The 21,667-nt window shown below is 68.8% G+C and carries 20 protein-coding genes and 1 riboswitch; of the genes, 14 read left to right on the top strand and 6 right to left on the bottom strand.

The features are described from left to right. The first annotated feature begins 191 nt into the window (after positions 1-191). Positions 192-1,919 (top strand): ABC transporter ATP-binding protein, encoded by a 1,728-nt coding sequence (locus AKG07_RS11030; protein ID WP_053097987.1) that lies wholly within the window; start codon positions 192-194, stop codon positions 1,917-1,919. Then, entirely contained in the window at positions 1,916-4,162 is a 2,247-nt protein-coding gene (locus tag AKG07_RS11025; RefSeq protein WP_053097986.1) for an ABC transporter ATP-binding protein, read from the top strand. The genes AKG07_RS11030 and AKG07_RS11025 overlap by 4 nt, the downstream gene beginning before the upstream one ends. Positions 4,163-4,320: 158 nt before the next feature. On the opposite strand, the gene AKG07_RS11020 is transcribed toward AKG07_RS11025, so the two are convergent. Further along, positions 4,321-5,784, bottom strand: coding sequence for a hypothetical protein (locus AKG07_RS11020; RefSeq protein WP_053097985.1), 1,464 nt, complete (start codon positions 5,782-5,784; stop codon positions 4,321-4,323). A gap of 83 nt (positions 5,785-5,867) precedes the next feature. Beyond that, positions 5,868-5,977, top strand: a riboswitch (TPP riboswitch). Here AKG07_RS11020 and AKG07_RS11015 point away from each other — a divergent pair. The 5 genes from AKG07_RS11015 (at position 5,971) to AKG07_RS10995 (ending at position 11,534) form a co-directional block, all read left to right on the top strand. Then, positions 5,971-6,627, top strand: a complete 657-nt coding sequence (locus AKG07_RS11015) for an ECF transporter S component (protein WP_053097984.1) — start codon at positions 5,971-5,973, stop codon at positions 6,625-6,627. Its footprint overlaps the riboswitch before it by 7 nt. Next, complete coding sequence (locus AKG07_RS11010) at positions 6,546-8,084, top strand: ABC transporter ATP-binding protein (protein WP_171821949.1); 1,539 nt, start codon at positions 6,546-6,548, stop codon at positions 8,082-8,084. The genes AKG07_RS11015 and AKG07_RS11010 overlap by 82 nt, the downstream gene beginning before the upstream one ends. Then, positions 8,081-8,878 carry an energy-coupling factor transporter transmembrane component T family protein gene (locus AKG07_RS11005; protein WP_053097983.1) on the top strand — a complete coding sequence of 266 codons (798 nt, stop codon included), beginning with the start codon at positions 8,081-8,083 and terminating at the stop codon, positions 8,876-8,878. Before AKG07_RS11010 ends, AKG07_RS11005 begins: the two co-directional genes overlap by 4 nt. Before the next feature lie 237 nt (positions 8,879-9,115). Then, positions 9,116-10,156 (top strand): TerC family protein, encoded by a 1,041-nt coding sequence (locus AKG07_RS11000; protein WP_053099269.1) that lies wholly within the window; start codon positions 9,116-9,118, stop codon positions 10,154-10,156. A gap of 94 nt (positions 10,157-10,250) precedes the next feature. Then, positions 10,251-11,534, top strand: a complete 1,284-nt coding sequence (locus AKG07_RS10995) for a hemolysin family protein (RefSeq protein ID WP_053097982.1) — start codon at positions 10,251-10,253, stop codon at positions 11,532-11,534. A gap of 8 nt (positions 11,535-11,542) precedes the next feature. Here AKG07_RS10995 and AKG07_RS10990 read toward each other — a convergent pair whose 3' ends face one another. After that, complete coding sequence (locus tag AKG07_RS10990; RefSeq protein WP_082297907.1) at positions 11,543-12,049, bottom strand: phosphotransferase; 507 nt, start codon at positions 12,047-12,049, stop codon at positions 11,543-11,545. 139 nt (positions 12,050-12,188) lie between these two features. Here AKG07_RS10990 and AKG07_RS18060 point away from each other — a divergent pair, with 139 nt between their 5' ends. The 3 genes from AKG07_RS18060 (at position 12,189) to AKG07_RS10975 (ending at position 14,650) form a co-directional block, all read left to right on the top strand. Next, entirely contained in the window at positions 12,189-12,845 is a 657-nt protein-coding gene (locus AKG07_RS18060) for a hypothetical protein (protein WP_233277249.1), read from the top strand. A gap of 166 nt (positions 12,846-13,011) precedes the next feature. Next, positions 13,012-13,773: an SDR family NAD(P)-dependent oxidoreductase gene (locus tag AKG07_RS10980; protein WP_053097981.1), complete on the top strand. Its 762-nt coding sequence runs from the start codon at positions 13,012-13,014 to the stop codon at positions 13,771-13,773. A 46-nt stretch (positions 13,774-13,819) separates the two neighbouring features. Next, positions 13,820-14,650, top strand: a complete 831-nt coding sequence (locus AKG07_RS10975; protein WP_053097980.1) for an SDR family oxidoreductase — start codon at positions 13,820-13,822, stop codon at positions 14,648-14,650. A gap of 27 nt (positions 14,651-14,677) precedes the next feature. On the opposite strand, the gene AKG07_RS10970 is transcribed toward AKG07_RS10975, so the two are convergent. The 3 genes from AKG07_RS10970 to AKG07_RS10960 are packed head-to-tail and all read right to left on the bottom strand — an operon-like array spanning position 14,678 to position 16,693. After that, complete coding sequence (locus AKG07_RS10970) at positions 14,678-15,427, bottom strand: sulfite exporter TauE/SafE family protein (RefSeq protein WP_053097979.1); 750 nt, start codon at positions 15,425-15,427, stop codon at positions 14,678-14,680. Positions 15,428-15,443: 16 nt separating this feature from the next. Further along, complete coding sequence (locus AKG07_RS10965) at positions 15,444-16,082, bottom strand: bifunctional 4-hydroxy-2-oxoglutarate aldolase/2-dehydro-3-deoxy-phosphogluconate aldolase (protein WP_053097978.1); 639 nt, start codon at positions 16,080-16,082, stop codon at positions 15,444-15,446. A gap of 56 nt (positions 16,083-16,138) precedes the next feature. After that, entirely contained in the window at positions 16,139-16,693 is a 555-nt protein-coding gene (locus AKG07_RS10960) for a ribosomal protein L7/L12 (RefSeq protein ID WP_053097977.1), read from the bottom strand. Positions 16,694-16,763: 70 nt separating this feature from the next. On the opposite strand from AKG07_RS10960, the gene rlmN reads away from it, so the two are divergent. Continuing rightward, positions 16,764-18,053, top strand: coding sequence for a 23S rRNA (adenine(2503)-C(2))-methyltransferase RlmN (gene rlmN, locus AKG07_RS10955; protein ID WP_171821948.1), 1,290 nt, complete (start codon positions 16,764-16,766; stop codon positions 18,051-18,053). Here the strand turns inward: rlmN and AKG07_RS10950 are convergent. Next, entirely contained in the window at positions 18,002-18,634 is a 633-nt protein-coding gene (locus AKG07_RS10950) for an NAD(P)H-dependent oxidoreductase (RefSeq protein WP_053097976.1), read from the bottom strand. The genes rlmN and AKG07_RS10950 overlap by 52 nt on opposite strands. A gap of 66 nt (positions 18,635-18,700) precedes the next feature. Here AKG07_RS10950 and AKG07_RS10945 point away from each other — a divergent pair, with 66 nt between their 5' ends. The 3 genes from AKG07_RS10945 to AKG07_RS10935 all read left to right on the top strand — a co-directional run bounded on the left by AKG07_RS10945 (position 18,701) and on the right by AKG07_RS10935 (position 21,617). Continuing rightward, entirely contained in the window at positions 18,701-19,267 is a 567-nt protein-coding gene (locus AKG07_RS10945; protein WP_053097975.1) for a TetR/AcrR family transcriptional regulator, read from the top strand. 77 nt (positions 19,268-19,344) lie between these two features. After that, positions 19,345-20,973 carry a DUF4407 domain-containing protein gene (locus tag AKG07_RS10940; RefSeq protein WP_053097974.1) on the top strand — a complete coding sequence of 543 codons (1,629 nt, stop codon included), beginning with the start codon at positions 19,345-19,347 and terminating at the stop codon, positions 20,971-20,973. A 131-nt stretch (positions 20,974-21,104) separates the two neighbouring features. Beyond that, a complete protein-coding gene (locus AKG07_RS10935; protein WP_150115125.1) occupies positions 21,105-21,617 on the top strand; it encodes a hypothetical protein in 513 nt (170 codons plus the stop codon). The last annotated feature ends 50 nt before the right edge of the window (positions 21,618-21,667 follow it).

The raw sequence follows: 21,667 nt of genomic DNA, 5'->3' as shown, positions 1-21,667 counted from the left end.
ATATATCCGCGGTTGTTCGCCGCGGTGCATAAACCGCTGGCCGCGCCCGAAATGGTTCGCTGTGAGCGAAGGTCCGCCCACAGGGGGATACGAATGTCCGGAGTTCGTGCCACCCTTGCATGTGCGCGATCGTCGGCCTGCGTCCGCCCGTCGGGAGATCCGCCGATTCATCCTTCCTAGAAAGTCCGCCTGTGCTGGGAAAAATCCTCCTCCGTTATCTCGCCCGCTATAAGTGGCTGCTCGTCGCCGTGCTGGTGTTCCAATTCGCCAGCGCTCTGGCCACCCTCTACCTCCCGCGCCTGAACGAAGACATCATCAACAAGGGCGTGGCCCAGTCCGACACCGCCTACATCTGGCGCACCGGGCTCTTCATGCTCGCCGTCTCGCTCGGCCAGATCATCGCGTCGGTCATCGCGACCTACTTCGCGGCTCGCGCGTCGATGGGTGCGGGGCGCGACATCCGTGCCGACGTCTTCGCCAAGGTCAGCGGATTCTCCGAGCGAGAGGTGTCGGAGTTCGGCGCCGGCTCGCTCATCACGCGCAACACGAACGACGTGCAGCAGGTGCAGATGCTCGCGATGATGGGCGCGACGATGCTCGTCACCGCGCCGCTGCTCGCGATCGGCGGCATCATCTTCGCCGTGCAGACGAACATCGGCCTGAGCTGGCTCATCGCCGTGTCCGTCCCGCTGCTGCTGATCGTCGCCGGTCTCGTCGTCAGCCGCATGGTTCCGCTGTTCCGCAGCTATCAGGGAAAGCTCGACACCGTGAACCGCGTGCTGCGCGAGCAGCTCACCGGCGTGCGCGTGGTCCGTGCCTTCGTCCGAGAGGGCATCGAAGAAGAGCGCTTCCGCGGTGCCAACACCGACATCATGGTCGTCGGCCGCAAGGTCGGCTCGCTGTTCGTCCTGCTGTTCCCGCTGTTCATGCTCATCCTCAACGTCACGATCGTGGCGGTCGTGTGGTTCGGCGGCATCGAGGTCAACAGCGGCACGGTGCAGGTCGGCACGATCTTCGCCTTCATGCAGTACATCGGCCAGATCATGGGCGGCGTCATCATGGCCAGCTTCATGGCGATCATGATCCCGCGCGCGGCAGTGTCGGCCGAGCGCATCGGCGAGGTCCTCGAGACGCAGTCGAGCATGGTGCGGCCGGCCGACGGCGTGACCGACTTCCCGACACCCGGTTCGGTCGCCTTCGACGGCGTCGAGTTCACCTACCCGGGCGCCGACTCTCCCGTTCTCAAGGGCATCAGCTTCGCGGCCGAGCCCGGCGAGACGGTGGCGATCGTCGGATCGACCGGTGCCGGCAAGACGACCCTCGTGTCGTTGATCCCACGACTCTTCGACGTCTCCGGCGGAGCCGTCTTCGTCGGCGGCGCCGATGTGCGCGATGCCGACGTCGAGTCGCTGTGGGCGACCATCGGCCTCGTTCCGCAGCGTCCGTTCCTCTTCACCGGAACGGTGGCCTCGAACCTCCGGTACGGCCGCGAGGACGCGACCGATGAAGAGCTCTGGCATGCGCTGGAGATCGCTCAGGGACGCGACTTCGTCGAGGAGATGCCCCAGGGGCTCGACTCGAGGATCACTCAGGGCGGCACCAACGTCTCGGGCGGTCAGCGTCAGCGCCTGGCGATCGCCCGCGCGATCGTCCGTCAACCGCAGATCCTGGTCTTCGACGACTCGTTCTCCGCGCTCGACCTCACCACCGACGCCCGACTGAGGCAGGCGCTGTGGCGTGAACTGCCGCACGTGACCAAGATCGTGGTCGCGCAGCGCGTCTCATCCATCACCGATGCGGACCGCATCGTCGTCCTCGAAGGGGGCACCATGGTCGGCGTCGGCACGCACGAGGAGCTTCTCGAGACCAGCACGACCTACCGAGAGATCGTCGAATCGCAGCTGGGGGTGGACGCATGAGCGAGCAGGACGCTCCCCGGACCCGCCGCGGTCGCGCGGCCAAGGCGGCGGACACGACCACTGCGGTCGAGCCGGAGCTGACAGACGAAGAGAAGTACGAGGCCGAGCTCGCCGAGAAGGCGCGCCAGGACGGCGGCGGCTGGGACAGCGTCGCTCCCGGAAAGGCCGACAACTTCGGCAAGAGCTTCAGCCGGATGATCGGGCTGCTCAAGCCGTCGGCCGTCTGGTTCATCCTGGTGTCGATCGCCGGCGCCGTCGGCGTCGTGCTCACGGTCGCGGCGCCGAAGGTCCTGGGTGAGGCCACGAACCTCATCTACAAGGGCTTCATCTCCGTGCAGCTCGCGCAGGCGAACGGGGACTTCCCCGGGTTCCCCGCCGGCACTCCGCAGGACGATGTCGTCGCGGCACTCCGCCAGGGAGGACAGGACGACTTCGCCAACCAGGTCGAGGCCCTCGGCGCCTTCCGTGTCGGTGACGGTGTCGACTTCGACGCGCTGCGGTGGATCATCATCGCCGTGCTGGCGATCTATGTCACCGCCGCCTTCCTCAGCTGGATCCAGGGTTACGTCATCAACGTCATCATGGTCCGCACCATGTGGCGTCTGCGCGAGCAGGTCGAGGCGAAGATCAACCGTCTGCCGCTGTCGTACTTCGACAAGGTGCAGCGCGGTGATCTGATCTCGCGCGTGACCAACGACATCGACAACATCACCCAGACCATGCAGCAGTCGCTGTCCGGCGCGATCACGGCCGTACTCACGGTCGTGGGCGTGCTGGTCCTGATGTTCTCGATCTCCTGGCAGCTCGCTCTCGTCGCGCTCGTGGCGCTCCCGCTCATGGGTGTGATCTTCGGCGTCATCGGTCCTCGCTCGCAGAAGGCGTTCGGCACCCAGTGGCGCAAGGTCGGGCGTCTGAACGCTCGCGTCGAAGAGGCCTTCTCCGGTCACGCGCTGGTCAAGGTCTTCGGTCGCGAGCAGGACGCGCTGGAGAAATTCCAGGGCGAGAACGAGGAGCTGTTCCAGGCCAGCTTCAAGGCGCAGTTCCTCTCCGGCATCATCATGCCGGCGATGACCTTCGTCGGCAGCCTCACCTACGTGGGCATCGCGGTGCTCGGCGGTCTCATGGTCGCCAACGGGCAGTTGCGTCTCGGAGACGTGCAGGCCTTCATCCAGTACTCGCAGCAGTTCACGCAGCCGCTGTCCGAGCTCGGTGGAATGGCGGCCGTCGTGCAGTCCGGTACGGCATCGGCCGAGCGGGTGTTCGAGCTCCTCGACACCGAAGAGCAGGAAGCGGACGACGCGGATGCTCCGAAGCTCGCCGACGGCAAGGGCGTCGTGGAGTTCGAGAACGTCGCGTTCTCGTACACTCCCGACCGTCCGCTGATCACCGACCTCTCGTTCCGGGTCGAGCCCGGTCAGACGGTCGCGATCGTCGGCCCGACGGGAGCGGGCAAGACCACTCTCGTCAACCTCATCATGCGGTTCTACGAACTGAACGGCGGGCGCATCCTGCTCGACGGTCAGGACATCTCCGAGGTCACGCGTGACCAGCTGCGCTCTCGCACCGGCATGGTCCTGCAGGACCCGTGGCTGTTCGCGGGGAGCATCCGCGAGAACATCCGGTACGGACGCTCGACCGCGACCGACGACGAGGTTCTCGAAGCGGCGAAGGCGACCTATGTGGATCGCTTCGTGCATGCCCTCCCCGAGGGCTACGACACCGTGCTCGACGAAGACGCGTCGAACGTCTCGGCGGGCGAGCGTCAGCTGATCACGATCGCGCGAGCGTTCGTGGCCCAGCCGTCGATCCTGATCCTCGATGAGGCCACGTCGGCGGTCGACACCCGCACCGAGCTGCTGCTGCAGCACGCGATGGCGGCGCTTCGACAGGGACGCACGTCGTTCGTGATCGCGCACCGCCTGTCGACCATCCGCGATGCCGACCTCATCCTCGTGATGGAGCACGGAGACATCGTCGAGAAGGGCACGCACGACGAGCTCATCGCCGCGCAGGGCGCCTACTGGCGCCTCTACCAGTCGCAGTTCGAACAGGCGGCGACCGACATCGACGCAGAGGACGCGCTCACCGGGTCGACTCCGGTCGTCATGAGCGGCGACGCCGAAGACGCGGCTGCGTCGGCACAGGTCGGCGTCTCGGTGGGGGCGCAGACTCCCGCCGCCGAGGTAGCGGCCGCGCAGGCAGTCGTCGAACGGCCGGATGCCGGAGGCGCCTCACGCTCCTGAAGCGCCAGAGCGCCTGAAGCGCCAGAAGCGCCAGGGCGCCTGAAGCGCCAGAGCGCCTGAAGCGACAGAGCCCCTGAAGTGACAGAACGCCTCGCCTCCCGAATCCCGGGAGGCGAGGCGTTCTGCGTCCGTCGGGCTTTCGCTGGAGGGACGACGCGTCAGCGCTGGTCGGCCGTGATGCCGAGGAGTTCGAGGGGGTGGGTCAGCCGCCACCACGGGCTCGGGGCATCGACATCGTCGGCGAGCGACAGCGACGTCGTCACCGTGTTCAACGGCCCGACGCTCGTCATCGTGCCGACCTCGTCGCCCGCTTCGCGGTTGTCGCCGAGTGAGAAGTCCGTCGAGGCCTCGGCGACGGCGCCGTTCCACAGGACCACATCGGCATCCGCATCCGTGACGACATCGGTGCTCGCGCCCCACGCCGTGGTGACGGTGCCGACGACCGTGCCCTCGGCGACGGCGGGAGTCTGCTGCTCCAGCGCCGTCTCGACCTGCGTGAACAGCGAACGGGTCTCCGTGAGGCGCTGCGCGTCGTCGGCCTGACCGAGAACCGACGCGTACAGATGCACAGTCGTGTCGTCGACGGTGACGACCTTCGCGGTCAACAGGTTCCAGCTGTCGCCGAGCGTGCCGGTCTTGACGCCGATGACGCCGGGGTCCGCCAGCATCCCGTTCGTGTTCACCACCGTGCCCGCACCCGGAAGATCGACCGACGGAGTTCCGACGATGCCGGCGAAGACGGGGTTCTGCATCGCGATCTCGGCCAACGCGACGAGCGACTCGGGTGTGGCCCGGTTGCGGTCGTCGAAGCCCGACGGAGTGATGATCGTGATGTCGTCGAGACCACGGTCGCGCAGCCACACAGCTGCTGCGGCGGTGAACGACGACGGGGAATCCCAGATCTCCGCGGAGAGCCGGTCGATGTAGTTGTTGGCCGATCCGAGCAGCGTTCCCTGGAGGAGCTGGAACTCGGTGAGAGTTCCCCCCACGGGCACGTCGAGCGCGGACTGGTCGGAGCGGCGGTAGTCCCAGTAGGCCAGGTTGTCGGCCCGCGTGAACGAGAACTCGGGGCCCTGCTCGCCCACGGCGAGGGGCATCCGCTCGAGCACCATCAAGCTCGAGACGACCTTGGTGACGCTTGCGATCGCCGCAGCGTCGAGCGACGACGACGTCGTGCCGATGCCGCCGATCCCCACGGCAGCGCTTCCCTTGGCAGGGAAGGTGATCGCGGCGGCGGGCGCCGCGACGGGGGCGAGTTCGACGGCCTGAACCGTCGGCGCGACCTCGTGCAACGGCCACAGCATGGCCGATCCGGCGTAGGTGCCGAGCAAGCCGACGAGGACGCCGAGCGGCACCAGCACGCCGGGCCGGGCGATCGCCGGGCGCAGGTGCGCTCCGGTCAGCAGTGCACCGCCGCTCTCCACGGCCGGCGCGTCATCGAGCGCGTCGGTCGCCGGGTGCTGGGCCACGTCGACCGGGTCGACCCACGTCAGGGGAGTGCCGCCGCTGTCTTCCTCCGCCCACTGCGCGGGGGGAGTCGCCTCAGGAGTGAAGATCGCAGAGACGTCGTCATCCGCAGGAACGGCGGAGGCGGTGGCCTCGGCGGAATCGGGAGCGGTCACCTCCTCACGGTACCGAACTCGTGCGGGGATCCGTGTCGCTGCAGCGGGAGAGGACGCGGGGTGTCGCCTCTGGGTAAGATCGTGGGTACAACCACGGGAGTCCGGCGAGCCGGGCTGAGAGGGAGCGAATCGCGCTTCGACCGTCGAACCTGATCTGGGTCATGCCAGCGCAGGGAGGAGTCACAGATGAGTACATCCACGTCCGGATCCACCACGGGATCGGCATCGGCCACGCAGTCGTCGACGGGCCTCGGTCGCCCGCAGCTCTGGCGCTGGCGGGTCGTCGACATCGTCGTGGCGAGTGTCATCGCCGTCGCATGCGCGATGATCTTCCTGCTCTGGAACGTCGGCTACGAGGTGCCGAGCAGCATCCTGACGCCGCTGCTCCCCGGTGTGCAGGGCCTGCTCGCCGGCCCCTGGCTGATCGCCGGAGTGCTCGGCGGCCTGATCATCCGCAAGCCCGGTGCCGCTCTGTACACCGAGCTGGTCGCCGCGATCATCTCAGCACTCGTCGGCAACGCGTGGGGCCCGCTCACGATCGTCTCGGGCCTCGTACAGGGTCTCGGCGCAGAGCTGGTGTTCCTGATCTTCCTGTACGGCGTCTGGCGGCTGCCTGTCGCGATGCTGGCTGGTGCCGGTGCGGGTCTCGCCTGCGGCATCAACGACCGCATCCTCTGGTACGCCGGCGCCGACACGCTCTTCACGAGCGTCTACATCGTCTCGACGACCATCTCGGGCGCGGTCATCGCCGGACTCGGGGCATGGTTGATCGCCCGAGGCCTCGCCGCCACGGGCGCCCTCAGCCGGTTCGCCGCCGGCCGCGAGGTCACCGCACGGGTGTGAGCTCGCTCACGACGCCCGCCACCCTCGAAGCCCGTGGCTGGGGGTGGCGGTACGCGACGCGACGGCGCTGGGCGGTGCGCGACGTCGACCTGCGCATCGAGCCGGGGGAGCGGGTGCTGCTGCTCGGCGCCTCCGGCTCGGGCAAGTCGACGCTGCTCCAGGGGTTCGGTGGGGTGCTCGGCGGTGCGGATGAGGGCGAGACGCACGGTGCGCTGCTCGTCGACGGCGTGCCGCCCACCGACGCCCGGGGTCGGGTCGGGATGGTCCTGCAGGATCCCGATACGCAGACGATCCTCGCGAGGGTCGGCGACGACGTCGCCTTCGGCTGCGAGAACCTCGGCGTACCCCGAGACGAGATCTGGCAGCGGGTGCGCGCGGCGCTGGACGCCGTAGAGCTCGACGTCGACCTCGATCGATCCACGGCCGCGCTGTCGGGCGGTCAGAAGCAGCGTCTCGCCCTCGCCGGCGTGCTCGCGATGCGACCGGGTGCCATCCTGCTCGACGAACCGACGGCGAACCTCGACCCCGAGGGGGTGCGGGACGTACGGGATGCCGTGGCCGCCGCCCTCGATGCAACGAGTGCGACCCTCGTGGTCATCGAGCATCGCATCGACATCTGGCTGCCGCTCGTGACCCGGGTGATCGTGCTCGGCGCCGAGCCGGATGGAACGGTCGTGCTCGCCGACGGCAGCCCGGACGCGGTCCTCGGCGCTCGGGGCGCGGAGCTCGCGGCATCCGGTGTCTGGGTTCCCGGGCACCCGCCCGCCGTCCCGCCCGCACCGGCGCAGCGGCCGGGAGCGACGCTGCTGGAGGCCCGTGGTCTCACTGTGTCTCGCAGGCGCGGGCTCGCCGTCGCCGGTCCGTTCGACGTCGATGTGCGTGCCGGAGAGGTGCTCGGGGTCACCGGTGCGAACGGCGCAGGCAAATCGACGCTCGGGCTCACGCTCGCGGGATTGATCCCGGTCGAAGAGGGTCGGGTCGCCGCTCTGCCGCCCCTCGCCGCCGGAGAGAAGCCGGATCCCATCCACTGGTCGTCGCGCGCGCTGCTCACGCGCATCGCGTCGGTCATGCAGACGCCCGAGCACCAGCTGCTCGCCAAGACCGTGCGCGACGAGCTGTCGGTCGGGCCGCGGGCGCTGAAGCTGCCGGACGCCGAGATCGCCTCCCGAGTCGACGACCTGCTCGAAAGACTGCGGCTCACCTCGCTCGCCGCAGCCAATCCCTACACCCTGTCGGGCGGAGAGAAGCGGCGGCTCACGGTCGCCGCCGCCCTCGCCACGCGGCCCCGGATGCTGGTGCTCGACGAGCCCACCTTCGGGCAGGATGCGACGACCTGGGCCGAACTCGTCGGCCTGATCGCACGTCTGCGCGACGAGGGCACGGCGATCGTGGCGATCAGTCATGACGAGGCCGTGCTCGAGGCTCTGCACGCTCGGCGCATCGAGGTGGGACGATGATCGATCCGCTGACCGCCCGCGTCGAACGGTCCGGTCCGATCGCCCCGCGCTCGGCCCTCGCGAAACTCATCGCGGCGCTCCTCATCGCCCTGCCCCTCGTGCTGACGATCGACGTGGTGTCGGCATCCGTCGCCCTGCTGCTCGAGATCCCTCTGCTCGTGCTCGCTGGCCTGCGCGCGAAGGAGTTCTGGACCCGCACCGCGGTGCTGTGGATCGCGGCGCCGCTCAGTGCGGTCACGATCGCTCTCTACGGCGCGACCAGCGGCACCGTGCATGTCGAGTGGCTCGTCATGCGCATCAGCGACGGGTCGCTCGCGCTCGCTGCGGCGACCGCCGTGCGCGTGCTCGCGATCGGACTCCCCGCGGTGGTGCTCTTCATCACGGTCGACCCCACCGACCTCGCCGACGACCTCGCGCAGCGGGTGAGGCTTCCGGCGCGATTCGTCGTCGGCGCGCTCGCGGGGATGCGGATGCTGGGCCTGCTCGTCGACGACTGGCGGGCGCTGTCTCTCGCGCGGCGTGCGCGCGGGGTGGCCGACGAGGGGCGGGTCCGTCGTGCGCTCGGCATGGCGTTCGCGCTGTTCGTGCTGGCGATCCGTCGTGGATCGTCGCTGGCGACGGCCATGGAGGCTCGCGGCTTCGGCGGTGCGGCACCGCGTTCGTGGGCGCGGGAGTCGAGGTGGGACCGACGCGACACGGCGCTGGTCATCGTCGCGGCGGTGATCCCGGTGGTGGCGATCGCGGCGGCGGTGCTCACGGGTGCGTGGAACTTCATCCTCGGCCCGACCGCCTGACGAGCCCAGGACCTGACATCGCCGCCCGAACCACCGGACCTGGCAGCATCCACTCAGCGTTCTCATAGCTGGAATGCCGATGTATTCGCTAGCATCGAGTGAACCCAAGGGGAGTACTCCACCACGGGCGGCTCGTCATTACGGATGTCCCTGCATCCCGGGTCCCCGGTCCTCGTTCTCGAGGATGGAGAAGACCTTGGCGTCGACCTCGTCACGCCTCGTCTTCTGGAGACCTCCTTGAACATCACCCCCCTCGTGTGGATCATCACGATCGCCGTCACGATCGCCTTCTTCGTGTACGAGTTCTTCGCGCACGTGCGAAAGCCCCATGAGCCCACCATCGGCGAGTCCGCCCGCTGGTCGGCGTTCTACATCGGTCTGGCCCTGCTGTTCGGCGTCGGCATCGGCACCGTGTCGGGCTGGACGTACGGCGGTGAGTACTTCGCCGGGTACCTGACCGAGAAGGCGCTGTCGATCGACAACCTCTTCGTGTTCCTCATCGTGATGACCGGCTTCGCCGTGCCGCGCATCTATCAGCAGAAGGTGCTGATGATCGGCATCGTCATCGCGCTCATCATGCGCGGTGGATTCATCGCGCTCGGCGCCACGCTGATCGAGAACTTCTCCTGGATCTTCTACCTCTTCGGTGCGCTGCTGCTGTTCCTGGCCTACCGCCAGGCGTTCGCACAGGGCGACCACAACCCGGCCAACGGCCGATTCATGCGCTTCGTGCGCCGTATCCTGCCGGTGAGCGACGAGTACAACGGCGACCGCCTGACCGTGCAGCGCGACGGCAAGCGATTCTTCACGCCGATGTTCCTCGTGATCATCGCGATCGGCTTCGTCGACCTGATCTTCGCGGTCGACTCGATCCCCGCCATCTACGGTCTGACCGAAGAGGCCTACATCGTCTTCACGGCCAACGCCTTCGCCCTCATGGGCCTGCGCCAGCTGTACTTCCTCATCGGCGGCCTGCTGCAGCGCCTCGTGTACCTCGCGCAGGGCCTCGCGGTCATCCTCGCGTTCATCGGCGTCAAGCTCGTGCTGCACGCGATGCACGTCAACGAGCTCCCGTTCATCAACGGCGGAGAGCCGATGCTGTGGGCGCCTGAGATCCCGATCTGGTTCTCGCTCGTCTTCATCGGCGCGACGATCGCCGTCGCCACCGTCGCGAGCCTCATGAAGACGCGACGCGACGACAAGCGCGACGCGCTCGACACTCCTGATCCGTCCAGCTCTGCACCGCTCACCACCGACACCCAGAAGGAACACTCGTGAACCAGTCGCGCCGCTCCGACGCGTCCGCAGACCCCGACAGACCCGGCGCCCGAATGACCTCGGGCACCCCCGCACCTCGTGAGGTGACCCGCTGATGGGCGACCTCGCGGTGAACATCGCTCTGGTGTTCGTGTTCGTCCTCGTCGGCGGCGTGTTCGCCGCGACGGAGATGGCCCTCGTCACGTTGCGTGAGAGTCAGATCAATGCGATCGCTGCTCGTGGCAGACGAGGCGAGAAGGTCGCGAGCCTCGCTCGCAACCCGAACACCTTCCTCTCGGCGGTGCAGATCGGCGTGACGGTCGCCGGCTTCGCCTCGGCCGCTTACGGTGCGACCTCGATCGCCCCGTCGGTCGCGCCTCTGCTCGAGAACCTCGGGGTCGCCGCTCCGCTGGCTCTCACCCTCTCGACCGTGCTGCTGACGCTCGTGATCGCCTACCTGTCGCTCGTGCTCGGCGAGCTCGTGCCCAAGCGGCTCGCCATCCAGCGCAACGCCCAGTTCGCGTATGCCGTCGCGCCGGTGCTCGACGGCTTCGCCGTGGTCATGGGGCCGGTCATCTGGCTGCTGTCGGTGTCGACGAATGCGGTCGTGCGTCTGCTGGGCGGCGACCCGCACAAGGCGGCGGACGAGCTCAGCGAGGAGGAGCTGCGCGACATCGTCGCGACGCATCAGAGCCTCCCCGACGACGAGCGACGCATCCTCGACGACGTGCTGTCGCTGCGCGGACGTCAGGTGAGCGAGGTCATGCGGCCCCGTCCCGAGGTCGTCGCGCTCGACGGCGCCGCGACGCTCGCCGAGGCCATCGCGGAAGTGCGCGAGCTGCCGTTCTCGCGGTACCCGGTGATCGACGCCTCGCTCGACGACATCGTGGGGTTCGTGCATGTGCGCGACCTCTTCGAGGCCGCCGCCGACGACCCGACGCGCGCGGTGCTCGGACTCATGCGTCCCGTCGAGTACGTGCCCTCGACTGCGGGCGTGCTACCCACCCTGACCCGCATGCGGGCGGCCGGTCACCAGATCGCCGTCGTGGTCGACGAGTACGGCGGCACCGACGGCATCGTGACGCTCGAGGACCTCGTCGAAGAGGTCGTGGGCGAGATCTTCGACGAGTACGACACGGAGGACCGGATGCCGGACGCCGGCGGCGCACTCGACGGCCGCCTCAATCTGCAGGACTTCGCCGAGATCACCGGGATCGCGCTGCCCCGTGGCGCATCGGACACGGTCGCGGGCTTCGTCACCGAGATGCTCGGCCGCCTCGCGGTGGTCGGTGATTCGGTCGAGGTGCCCGGTGCGACGATCCGCGTGACGGCCGTCGATCGTCGCCGGATCTCGGAGATCCGAGTGGCCGTGCACGAGGACGCCTCGCCGACCGACTGAGTCGAGTCTCAGGTCTCGTTCCAGAGTCGGCGGTAGTACTCGAGCCGAGGCGGCTCGTGCAGGTCGGCCGGCACCCTGACGCCGCGCTCGACCGCGTTCGCGATCCTCCATGCGGAGCTCCAGGTCCAGGGGCACTGCTCGACGGGCAGCGAGTCGTGCATCGCGCGCAGCGCGGTTCCGACCGCGCGTACGGCGGTCTCGGGGTCGTCGATCCATCGGGGGTCCACAGCGCTGCGGCCCGGGAGCGCAGCCGTGACGAGCCACTCGTGCGTGGCGTCCTCACCCTGATCGATCACCTCGGGAACCGCGATCCAACGCCGTGCCCACCGCATCCGCTCCGCTTCGTCCCGCATGTTCGCCTCGGCGTCATGCGGGCCCCAGTTGATGTAGCGCCCGTCGTCGGTGCGAAAGGTGAGCCCGCCGATGCCGTTCAGCCATACCGGCGTGAGCGTGGCGCCCGCGGCCAGTGACCGCACGATCGGCGGGATCTCCGTCGTCGTGGAGGGGATGCTCATGGGGCGCTCATCTCATGTTCGAACGTATATCGGTATGCGTGTATTTTTCCGGCTCCGGGCGGCGGGACGCGGTTAGTCTCAGTCCCGGTCGCCGTCGGCGGCCGCATCATCCATCCCACTCGACACATCAGAGGTCTTCGTGCGCGTTTCGTCCCGGTCACAGTGGTGGCGGCGGCAGGGCAGCGATGCCGATGCCTCCTCGTCCGCATCCGCGGCTCCCGAGGTCGCACCCGGTGCCGATTCCGATGCCGCTCACGCTACCGCGGTCGGGCTGCCGAAGGCTCCGGCGATCTCGTCGCAGGAATCCGGCGAACGGGATCTCGACCAGTTCGTCGAGTGGATCTGGCGCGGCGACGCCCCGGCATCCGCACAGGCACCTGACGCCGGCGTCGAGCGCACACGCATCACCATAGAGGAGCAGTACAACATGAGTTCACTTGACGACGCCCTGCAGCAGCTGCTGGCCATCGAGGGCGCCACCGGCGCCGCGATCGTCGACTACGGCAGCGGAATGGCACTCGCCCAGGGCGGCAACCCCTCATTCGACCTGGGGATCGCCGCCGCGGGCAACTCGAACGTCGTGCGCGCCAAGCTGGCGACGATGCGCGACCTCGGCATCACGGATGAGATCGACGACATCCTCATCACCCTGAGCTCGCAGTATCACCTGATCAACGTGCTCAACACGACCGGTGCGAGCGGGCTCTTCATCTACCTCGTGCTCAACAGTGCGTCGGCGAACCTCGCGCTCGCACGCCACAAGCTGAAGGGCATCGCCGCGCAGATCCAGGTCTGATCTCGTGAGTCACTCCGAAGGGGCGGGGCCGTCATGGCCCCGCCCCTTCGACGTGCGCGGCGTAGGCTCGGGGTCGACACCGTCGCGGGGCTTTCGCGATGTGTCACCTGAAACTCGGAATCAGCTAAACTGACACTGAGTCGCACACGTTTCGAAGGAGAACCGCATGCAGATCCAGGGCTCGAGTGCTCTCATCACCGGCGGTGCGTCCGGTCTGGGCCTCGCCACCGCGCGGACGCTCGCCGCCGCCGGCGCCGTCGTCACCATCCTCGACCTGCCCTCGTCGGCCGGGGCCGAGATCGCCGCAGACCTCGGCGGGGTGTTCTCGGGCGGAGACGTCACGAGCGCTGAGGATGCCGCTGCCGCAGTGGCCGCAGCGCAGGCCGCCGCTCCGCTGCGGATCGTCGTCAACTGCGCGGGCATCGCCCCGCCGGCGAAGGTGCTCGACCGCGAGGGCAACCCGGCCGTGCTCGCCGACTTCGAGCGCATCGTCCGCATCAACCTCGTCGGCACCTTCAATGTCCTGTCGCAGGCCTCCGCCGTGATCGCGAAGAACGACGCGACCGACACCGGCGACCGTGGTGTCATCGTGAACACCGCGAGCGTGGCCGCTTTCGACGGGCAGATCGGCCAGCCGGCATACTCGGCCTCGAAGGGCGGCGTGCACGCCATGACGCTTCCCGTCGCTCGCGAGCTCGCTCGTTACGGCATCCGCGTCTGCACGATCGCTCCCGGCATCATGGAGACCCCGATGCTGATGGGCCTGCCGCAGGCGGCGCAGGATTCGCTGGGCCAGCAGGTGCCGTTCCCCTCGCGTCTCGGACGCCCCGACGAGTACGCCTCTCTCGTGCAGCAGATCGTCGAGAACGGCTACCTCAACGGCGAGACGATCCGCCTCGACGGCGCGATCCGCATGGCACCGAAGTAAGCCCGAACCCCGAAGTCCCGAAGCCCCGACGCTCCAAGGAGAATCCATGTCACTGGCAGGCAAGACCATCCTGATGTCCGGCGGCAGCCGCGGCATCGGACTCGCGATCGCACTGCGTGCCGCGGCTGACGGCGCGAACATCGCGATGCTGGCGAAGACCGACACCCCGCATCCGAAGCTCGAGGGAACGGTGCACACGGCCGCCGACCAGATCAGGGCGGCGGGCGGTCAGGCGCTGCCGATCGTCGGGGACGTGCGCGACGACGACGACATCACCGAGGCCGTGCTCAAGACGCAGGGCGAGTTCGGCGGCATCGACATCGTCATCAACAACGCCAGCGTCATCGACCTCTCGCGTTCGCTCGACCTCGGCGCGAAGAAGTATGACCTGATGCAGGACGTGAACGTCCGCGGCACGTTCATGCTCTCGCGCGCGGCGGTGCCGATCCTGAAGGACGCCGAGAACCCCCACATCCTGTCGCTGTCGCCGCCCCTGAACCCGACGCCGAAGTGGCTCGGTGCGCACACCGGATACACGCTCGCGAAGTTCGGCATGACGATGGTCACGCTCGGCCTTGCCGCGGAGTTCGCCCGCGACGGCATCGCCGCCAACACCCTGTGGCCGCGCACCACCATCGCCACCGCCGCGGTGCAGAACCTGCTCGGCGGCGACAAGGTCATGGCGGCGAGCCGCACGCCCGACATCTACGCCGACGCCGCCTACGCGGTGCTGCTCAAGCCCGCGGCCGAGTACACGGGTCAGACCCTGATCGTCGAGGACGTGCTCGAGGCCGACGGCGTGACCGACTTCTCGCATTACGCCGCCGTCCCCGGCACTCCCGACGACCGGCTGTTCCCCGACATCTTCCTCGACTGAGGTGGTCTTGCCGCGGGGAGCAGACGGTCAGAACAGCAGGTAGACGGCGCCGGCGATCGTCAGCACGATCACGATGCGGTCGAACAGCACCTGGTTCATGCGCTTCGCGAGGCGGATGCCGCCCAGAGCGCCGAGCACCACGAGCGGCGCGAGCACGGCATCCATGAGCAGCACGTGGCCCTCGAAGAGGCCGAGGCCCGCGAGGAACGGGATCTTCACGAGGTTGATGATCGCGAAGAACCAGGCCGAGGTGCCGAGGAACACCTGCACGGGCGTGCGGGTGGCGAGGAAGTACATCGACATCACGGGTCCGCCCGCATTGGCGACCATGGTCGTGAAGCCACCGAGAGTGCCGTAGACGCCCGAGAGCACGATGCCTCCCGGTGCGGGCGACGCGGCATCCGCCCGGTCCTGCCGCCATCGCCGCCACAGGGTGACTGCGATCATCGCCAGCAGGATCACGCCGATCGCCCGACGCACGATGCCGTCGCCCGCGAGCGCGAGGAACGCGAAGCCGGCCAGCAGCCCTGCGAGTACGGCGGGCGCGAGGCGCAGCAGCGTCGGCCAGTGCGCGTGGCGGCGATAGGTGATCAACGCGAACACGTCGCCGACGATGAGCAGCAGGAGCATCGCGGCGGTCGACGTGCGCGCGGGGAGCACGGTCGCGAACAGTGCGATGGCCAGGATACTGCCGCCGGGGAGCGCGGTCTTCGAGATGCCGATCGTGACGGCGGCGAGGCCGAGCGCCGCCCAGGCGAGGGGTGCGAGTTCGATCACCGGGTCATCGGCCGACTCAGCTGCGGGTCGCAGCGAGCGCCGCGGCGAAGCGGGCCGAGCGCTGTTCGATGTCGGCCCAGTCGGATGCAGCGAGCGAGGCGCCGTTCGCGAGGTCGCCGCCCGCTCCGACCGCCACGGCTCCGGCGCGGAACCAGTCGGCGAGGTTGTCGGGGCTGACGCCTCCGGTCGGCATCAGCGGAGCATCCGGGAACGGTCCGCGCAGCGCGCCGAGGTACGAGGGCCCGCCGAGGGACGCGGGGAAGATCTTGACCACGTCGACGCCGAGCTCGAGCGCGCCCATGACCTCGGTCGGGGTCATGGCACCTGTCATGACGACGCGGCCGGTCTCGAGCATCGCTCGGGTCAGAGCGGGCAGGGTTCCGGGGCTGACGAGGAACTCCGCACCGGCATCGGCGGCGAGGGCGGCCTGCTCGGCAGTCGTCACTGTGCCCGCGCCGATGTAGGCCGCGTCGCCGTGGCGCGCGATGAGTTCGCGGATCACCGCGGGGGCATCGGGGGTCGAGAAAGTGACCTCGATGCCGGTCACGCCACCGCGGATGATCGCCTCGGACGCCTCGAGTGCGAGCTCGGGCGAGGGTGCGCGCAAGACGGCGAGGACGCCGGTGGAACGGGCGCGGGAGAGGCGGTCGGGCATGGCGAAGACTCCTTCGATGGGGGATCGGCTCCATTCTCCCCGACCGCAGCCTGTAACTACAAGTGGCGCGGGTGTGGCCAGGCCTCGACGACGTCCTTCGCCTGTTTGAGGCCGAGCCCGGTGTGCTCCCTGACCAGCTTGATCGCCTGGATCTTCTGCTCGGCGGCGATGAGCCGGTCGACCTCGGAGGCGACGGATGCCGGCAGCGCGCCCCGCACCGACGACGGCGTCGCCGTGATCGACGAGTGGGCGGCCGAGGCGTTCGAGACGGCCGCGAGGTGCGGTGCCGTGGTGCTGACGGACCAGTGGTCGATCCGGTCCTTGGCCTCCTGCAGGCGCACGCCCGTGTGCTGCCGGTAGAGCTTGATCGCATGGATCTTCTGCCCGGCGGCGACGAGACGATCGATCTCGGCGATCGCCGCAGGTGTCAGCTGCGATGCCGAGGCGGTCGAGGTCGAAGCGGATGCCACGGATCGGGCCATCGTCGGCGACGGGGTGAACACGTGCGGCTCCGGTGCCTTCGGGCGCATCGATCGCAGTGCGGCGCCGATGATCACCACGCCCACGACGACAGCTGCGATGACCGCGCCGACAGCGATGATGATGTCCATGGGGTCAGTCTAGGGACGCCGGGGCCGGCGCCCCAGGCGCTTCCCACCCGGCACCGCGTACCCTGGAGGTATGACCGAGACTCCCCGCACGCGCGAGACGCGCCCCGCCACGGCACCCGCGTCGTCCCGTTCGGGGGCAGTCCGCTCGACCGGCACCCCGCAGGTGCGTCCTGCGACCGAGGGATGGACGCAGCAGAAGGATGCCGAGGGGCGGCCGCTGCTGCAGTTCGCGAGCCCGAAGCGCGGCAAGCCGCCGGTGCATCTCGCCGACCTCACGCCCGCCGAGCGCGTCGAGAAGGTCAAGGAGCTCGGCCTGCCCGGCTTCCGCGCGAAGCAGCTCTCGACCCACTACTTCCGGCACTACACGTCGGATGCTGCGGAGATGACGGATCTTCCGGCCGACACCCGGGAGCAGCTCGTCGCCGGCATGCTGCCGCCGCTGCTCACCGAGGTGCGCCGCCTGGAGACCGACCGCGGCGACACGATCAAGTTCCTCTGGCGTCTGCACGACGGCGCGCTGGTCGAGTCGGTGCTCATGCGCTACCCGGGCCGCATCACCCTGTGCGTCTCGTCGCAGGCCGGGTGCGGCATGAACTGCCCGTTCTGCGCCACCGGCCAGGCGGGTCTCACCCGCAACATGTCGACCGCCGAGATCATCGAGCAGATCGTCCGCGCCAACCGCCTGATCGCCGAAGGCGGTCTCGGCGGCAAGAAGGCCGACGACCACTCGATGGAGCGCGTGTCGAACATCGTCTTCATGGGCATGGGTGAGCCGCTCGCCAACTACAAGCGCGTGATGGACGCGGTGCGCTCGATGGTCGCGCCCCAGCCCGACGGCCTGGGCATGAGCGCGCGCGGCATCACGGTGTCGACGGTCGGACTCGTGCCGGCCATCAAGAAGCTCGCCGACGAGGGCATCCCCGTCACCTTCGCGCTGTCGCTGCACGCACCGGATGACCACCTGCGTGACGAGCTCATCCCGGTGAACTCCCGCTGGAAGGTCGACGAGGCGCTCGACGCCGCCTACGACTACTACGCCAAGACCGGCCGCCGTGTCTCGATCGAGTACGCGCTGATCAAGGACATGAACGACCACGCCTGGCGCGCCGACCTGCTCGCCGACAAGCTCAACGAGCGCGGCCGCGGCTGGGTGCACGTCAACCCGATCCCGCTGAACCCGACGCCCGGCTCGATCTGGACGTCGTCCGAGCCCTCGGTGCAGAACGAGTTCGTGCGCCGCCTCAACGACGCAGGCATCCCGACGACCCTCCGCGACACTCGCGGCAAGGAGATCGACGGTGCGTGCGGTCAGCTCGTCGCGACGACCGAAGACGAGGCTGCCTCCGCCGCCATGGCCTGAGGGCCGGTGCCGCGATCGCGAAGGCCGTCGCGGCGACCGAGAGTCTGGGCGCGCGACAGCCACGACTCGATGCGCGCGGGGCTCGCGTCCTTGACGCCCAGCATCCGCGTGGTGCGCACCGAGCGGATGCCGCAGAACCTCATCGTCCCGCGGGCGACGTGCGTCTGTGCGGGGAGCCCGGTGAAGGGCGTGAGGAACCACGGGGTGTCCGCCAGCAGGAACAGGCGTCCGTTCGCAGCCGTCAACAGGCCTTCGGGCATCCCGAGCTTCGAGTACCGGTACTCCTGCTGCGGCAGCAGGGCCCGATCGAAGAACCCCTTCAGCAGCGCCGGCACCGACCCCCACCAGAGCGGCGTGAACACCACGACCGTCCGCGCTTCGGCCAGTGCGCGCTTCGCGTCGATCAGGTCGGGCTCGAGCTGCATGCGCCGGCGGTAGCCGAAGCGCAGCGACGGATCGAAGTCGAGATCGCGCAGAGCGAGGACACGGGCGTCGCCGTGCGCTGCGGCATAGCGTCGGGCCAGTTCTGCGGTGAGGGATCCGGCATCGGGGTGGCCGTCGATGATCAGTGCGGATGGCATGTGCGCTCCTATGTTGACAGTGTCAAGCAGTGGTGGACAGTGTCAAGATAAGCAACAATGTTGCTTGTGTCAAGTTCCCGATCCGGCTATCACCACGGTGACCTCGCCCACGCCCTCGAGGCGGCGGCGATGCAGCTGCTCGCCGAGAAGCCCGCGGGGGAGATCAGCCTGCGCGAGGTCGCCCGCGCCGCCGACGTGAGCCATAACGCCCCGTATCACCACTTCTCCGACCGGCGCGGTCTGCTCAAGGTCCTCGCCGAGCGCAGCATGGCCGACCTGGTGGACGCGGTGCGCGGCGGGATCGAGGAGGCGCCGGACTCCGCATCCGCCGTGATCGAAGGCGGTGCCGCGTACATCCGCTACGCGGTCGAGCATCCGCACGGCTTCGACGTGATCTACGACCCGACGGTGTGCATCCCCGGTGAGCCGAGCGAGACCATGGCCCCCCTGATCGATGAACTCGAGCAGCTGCTGTCGGAGGCGTCCGTGGCGGCGGGCCTCGACGCGCAGAGCGTCACCGGAGTGTGGGGCCTCGTGCACGGACTCGGAACGCTGTGCGCCGCCGGACATTTCTCGCTCAAGGACGCGCTCGCCGCGAGCGCCGATGCGCTCGTCCGCATGCTGCCGCGCTGACCCTGACGAGGCCCGCGGAGGCGGAAACACAGGGTTCGTGCACGTTTTCCACAGGCGACATTTCGTAGATTGTCGGAATGCCCTATTCCGCTCACCGCCCAGGACGGTTCGATTCGCAGGGTCGGATCATCCTCGACAGCGACCCGAACGCTGACACGGACGACCTCGACTTCCTGCGCGCGTACGAGCCCACGGGCGCCGATCTGCCGGAACCGCAGCAGGCACCCGAGGTGCCCGATGCGCCGGAGCAGGAGCAGGATGCCGCGGCATCCGCCCGTCCCGTGCGTGAGCCCAAGCCCCGGCGTCAGCCGCGCGAGCGCGCACCGCGCGTGCCGGGTTCGCGTCTGCGCAAGCTCGCCATCCTCGGCGGAGCCGAGGGCGAGATCCTCGACCGCGTCCCCGGCGAGACCCCGCGCTTCGTGCAGATGTTCTTCGTGCTGGCCGGAACCGCACTGGTCTCGGCGATCTCCATGCTGTTCGCACTGACCACGGGCGTGCAGGCCGCGATCTGGCTGGCCGTGCCGCTGGCGGTCGTCTGGGCGCTCATCATCTTCAACCTCGATCGCTTCCTCACCTCGACCATGACGTCGACCCGCAACGTCTGGAAGCTCATCGGCCTCGCGATCCCACGTGTGATCATGGCCGCGATCATCGGCTTCGTCGTCGCCGAGCCGCTCGTGCTGCAGATCTTCCACAACGACATCGCGCGCGAGGTCGCCTCGACGAACATCACCCAGGCGCAGGCCGACCAGGATGCACTCGAGACCGGCCCCGAGAAGAAGGCGCTCGACGCCGCATCCGACCGCGTCGCCGAGCTCGAGAACCAGGCGGCGACCGGAATCGTCGCCGGCACCGACTCGTCGTCGGCGACCGAATCGGCCGCGCAGGCCACGGTCGACGACCTGACGGCCAAGATGACCGAGCAGCAGGCCGTGATCGACCAGGCCCGCGTCCTCTACCAGTGCGAGCTCACCGGCGAAGGTGCAGGCACGGTTCCCGGCTGCACCGGCGTGAACGGCGAGGGCGCGAGCTCGGATGCCGCCCAGGCCCAGCTCGCCGAGGCGCAGCAGACCTACGACGCGCTCGCCGCGCAGCTGCGCACCGCCAACGAAGAGCTGGCAGCCGCGGGCACCGCCGCGAAGGAGAACACCAGCACGTCGGAGTCGCAGAACCGTGAAGAGGCGCAGTCTCAGCTGCCCGCCGCGCGCGACAGCTATGACACCGCGCTCGCCGCGTACAACGCGCGCGCCGAATCGGTGGCGTCCGGCAACGCGGGCGCGATCGGTCTGCTCAGCCAGATCAGCGGTCTGAACAGGCTCAGCGAGAAGGAGCCGACGATCCTGTGGGCGCACATCCTCATCGCCGCACTGTTCTTCATGATCGAGCTGCTGCCCGTGCTCGTGAAGGTGCTCACCTCCTACGGCGACCCGTCGCTCTACGAGAAGGCCGTGGCGATCCGCAAGCAGGTCGCGCTCGACAAGGTGACCGCCGAGGGGTTCCGCGATCGCGCGGCGATCGTCACAGTGCAGTCGCAGGGGATCCAGGCGGATGCCGGATCAGGCGAACCGCAGACCCGCGCCGAGCGCAAGGAGGCCGCGCAGGCCGCCGAAGAGCGTGACGCGGCGCAGGAGCGCGAGCTCGCCGAGAAGCGCGCCCAGGCGCAGACCCTCGCCGAGCAGGAGCAGCTGGTCGAACCGCGCATCTGACCGCCTGCAGCGTTGGTTCCGATTGCAGTCGGTGCCGTCTGGTCATGCCGGGTGGATGCCCGCTGGGTGGCACCGGTGTCGCGTGGCGGGAGTATCGGGCTGCTCTCAGCGAGCGCCTTTAGCGTGACGGCATGAGAAGACGGCGTCAGACGATCATCGTGTCCACGGTCGGAGTGGCCGTCGTGGTCATCTACGCCGGCCTGGCCGCACTGCAGATCCTCGTGTTCACACCGCTTGCCGCGGTGCCAGGACTCTCTCTCGCAGAGGTCAAGGCCGAGATGCACAGTGCAGGAGAGTCGCTGAACGAGGCCAGTACGATCTCCATCCTCGCGATCGGCCCGCTGATCGCCGTGGTCGTCGCCGCGATCGCGGTGAGAGCTCGCGCACACCCCGCGATTCCGGCCATCACGCTTCTCAGCGTTCTGATGTTGGGCGGGCCAGGGCTCTTCGTCGCGTCCTTCGGACCCGGCATGGGGATGGCGGACACCTTCATGGTGGCGGGCGGGATCTTCCTCCCGGGGGTGATGCCGTTCTTCGTCGTCAGCGTGATCGCGGGGGTAGCCCTGACGGTGGGGGTGATCCTGGCGGCGACACTCGCGAGAGGGCGTGCGCGTCCGGAGCCGGCCTCACGTCCGTCGGTCTGAGACCGGTCACGGAGATCCGGGCCCGGCGTCTGCCACGGCCGGTAGCGTTA

The organism is Microbacterium sp. CGR1 (genome assembly GCF_001266755.1).
In the GTDB taxonomy this organism is placed as follows: domain Bacteria; phylum Actinomycetota; class Actinomycetes; order Actinomycetales; family Microbacteriaceae; genus Microbacterium.
This window is presented reverse-complemented; position numbering and strand designations above follow the sequence as displayed.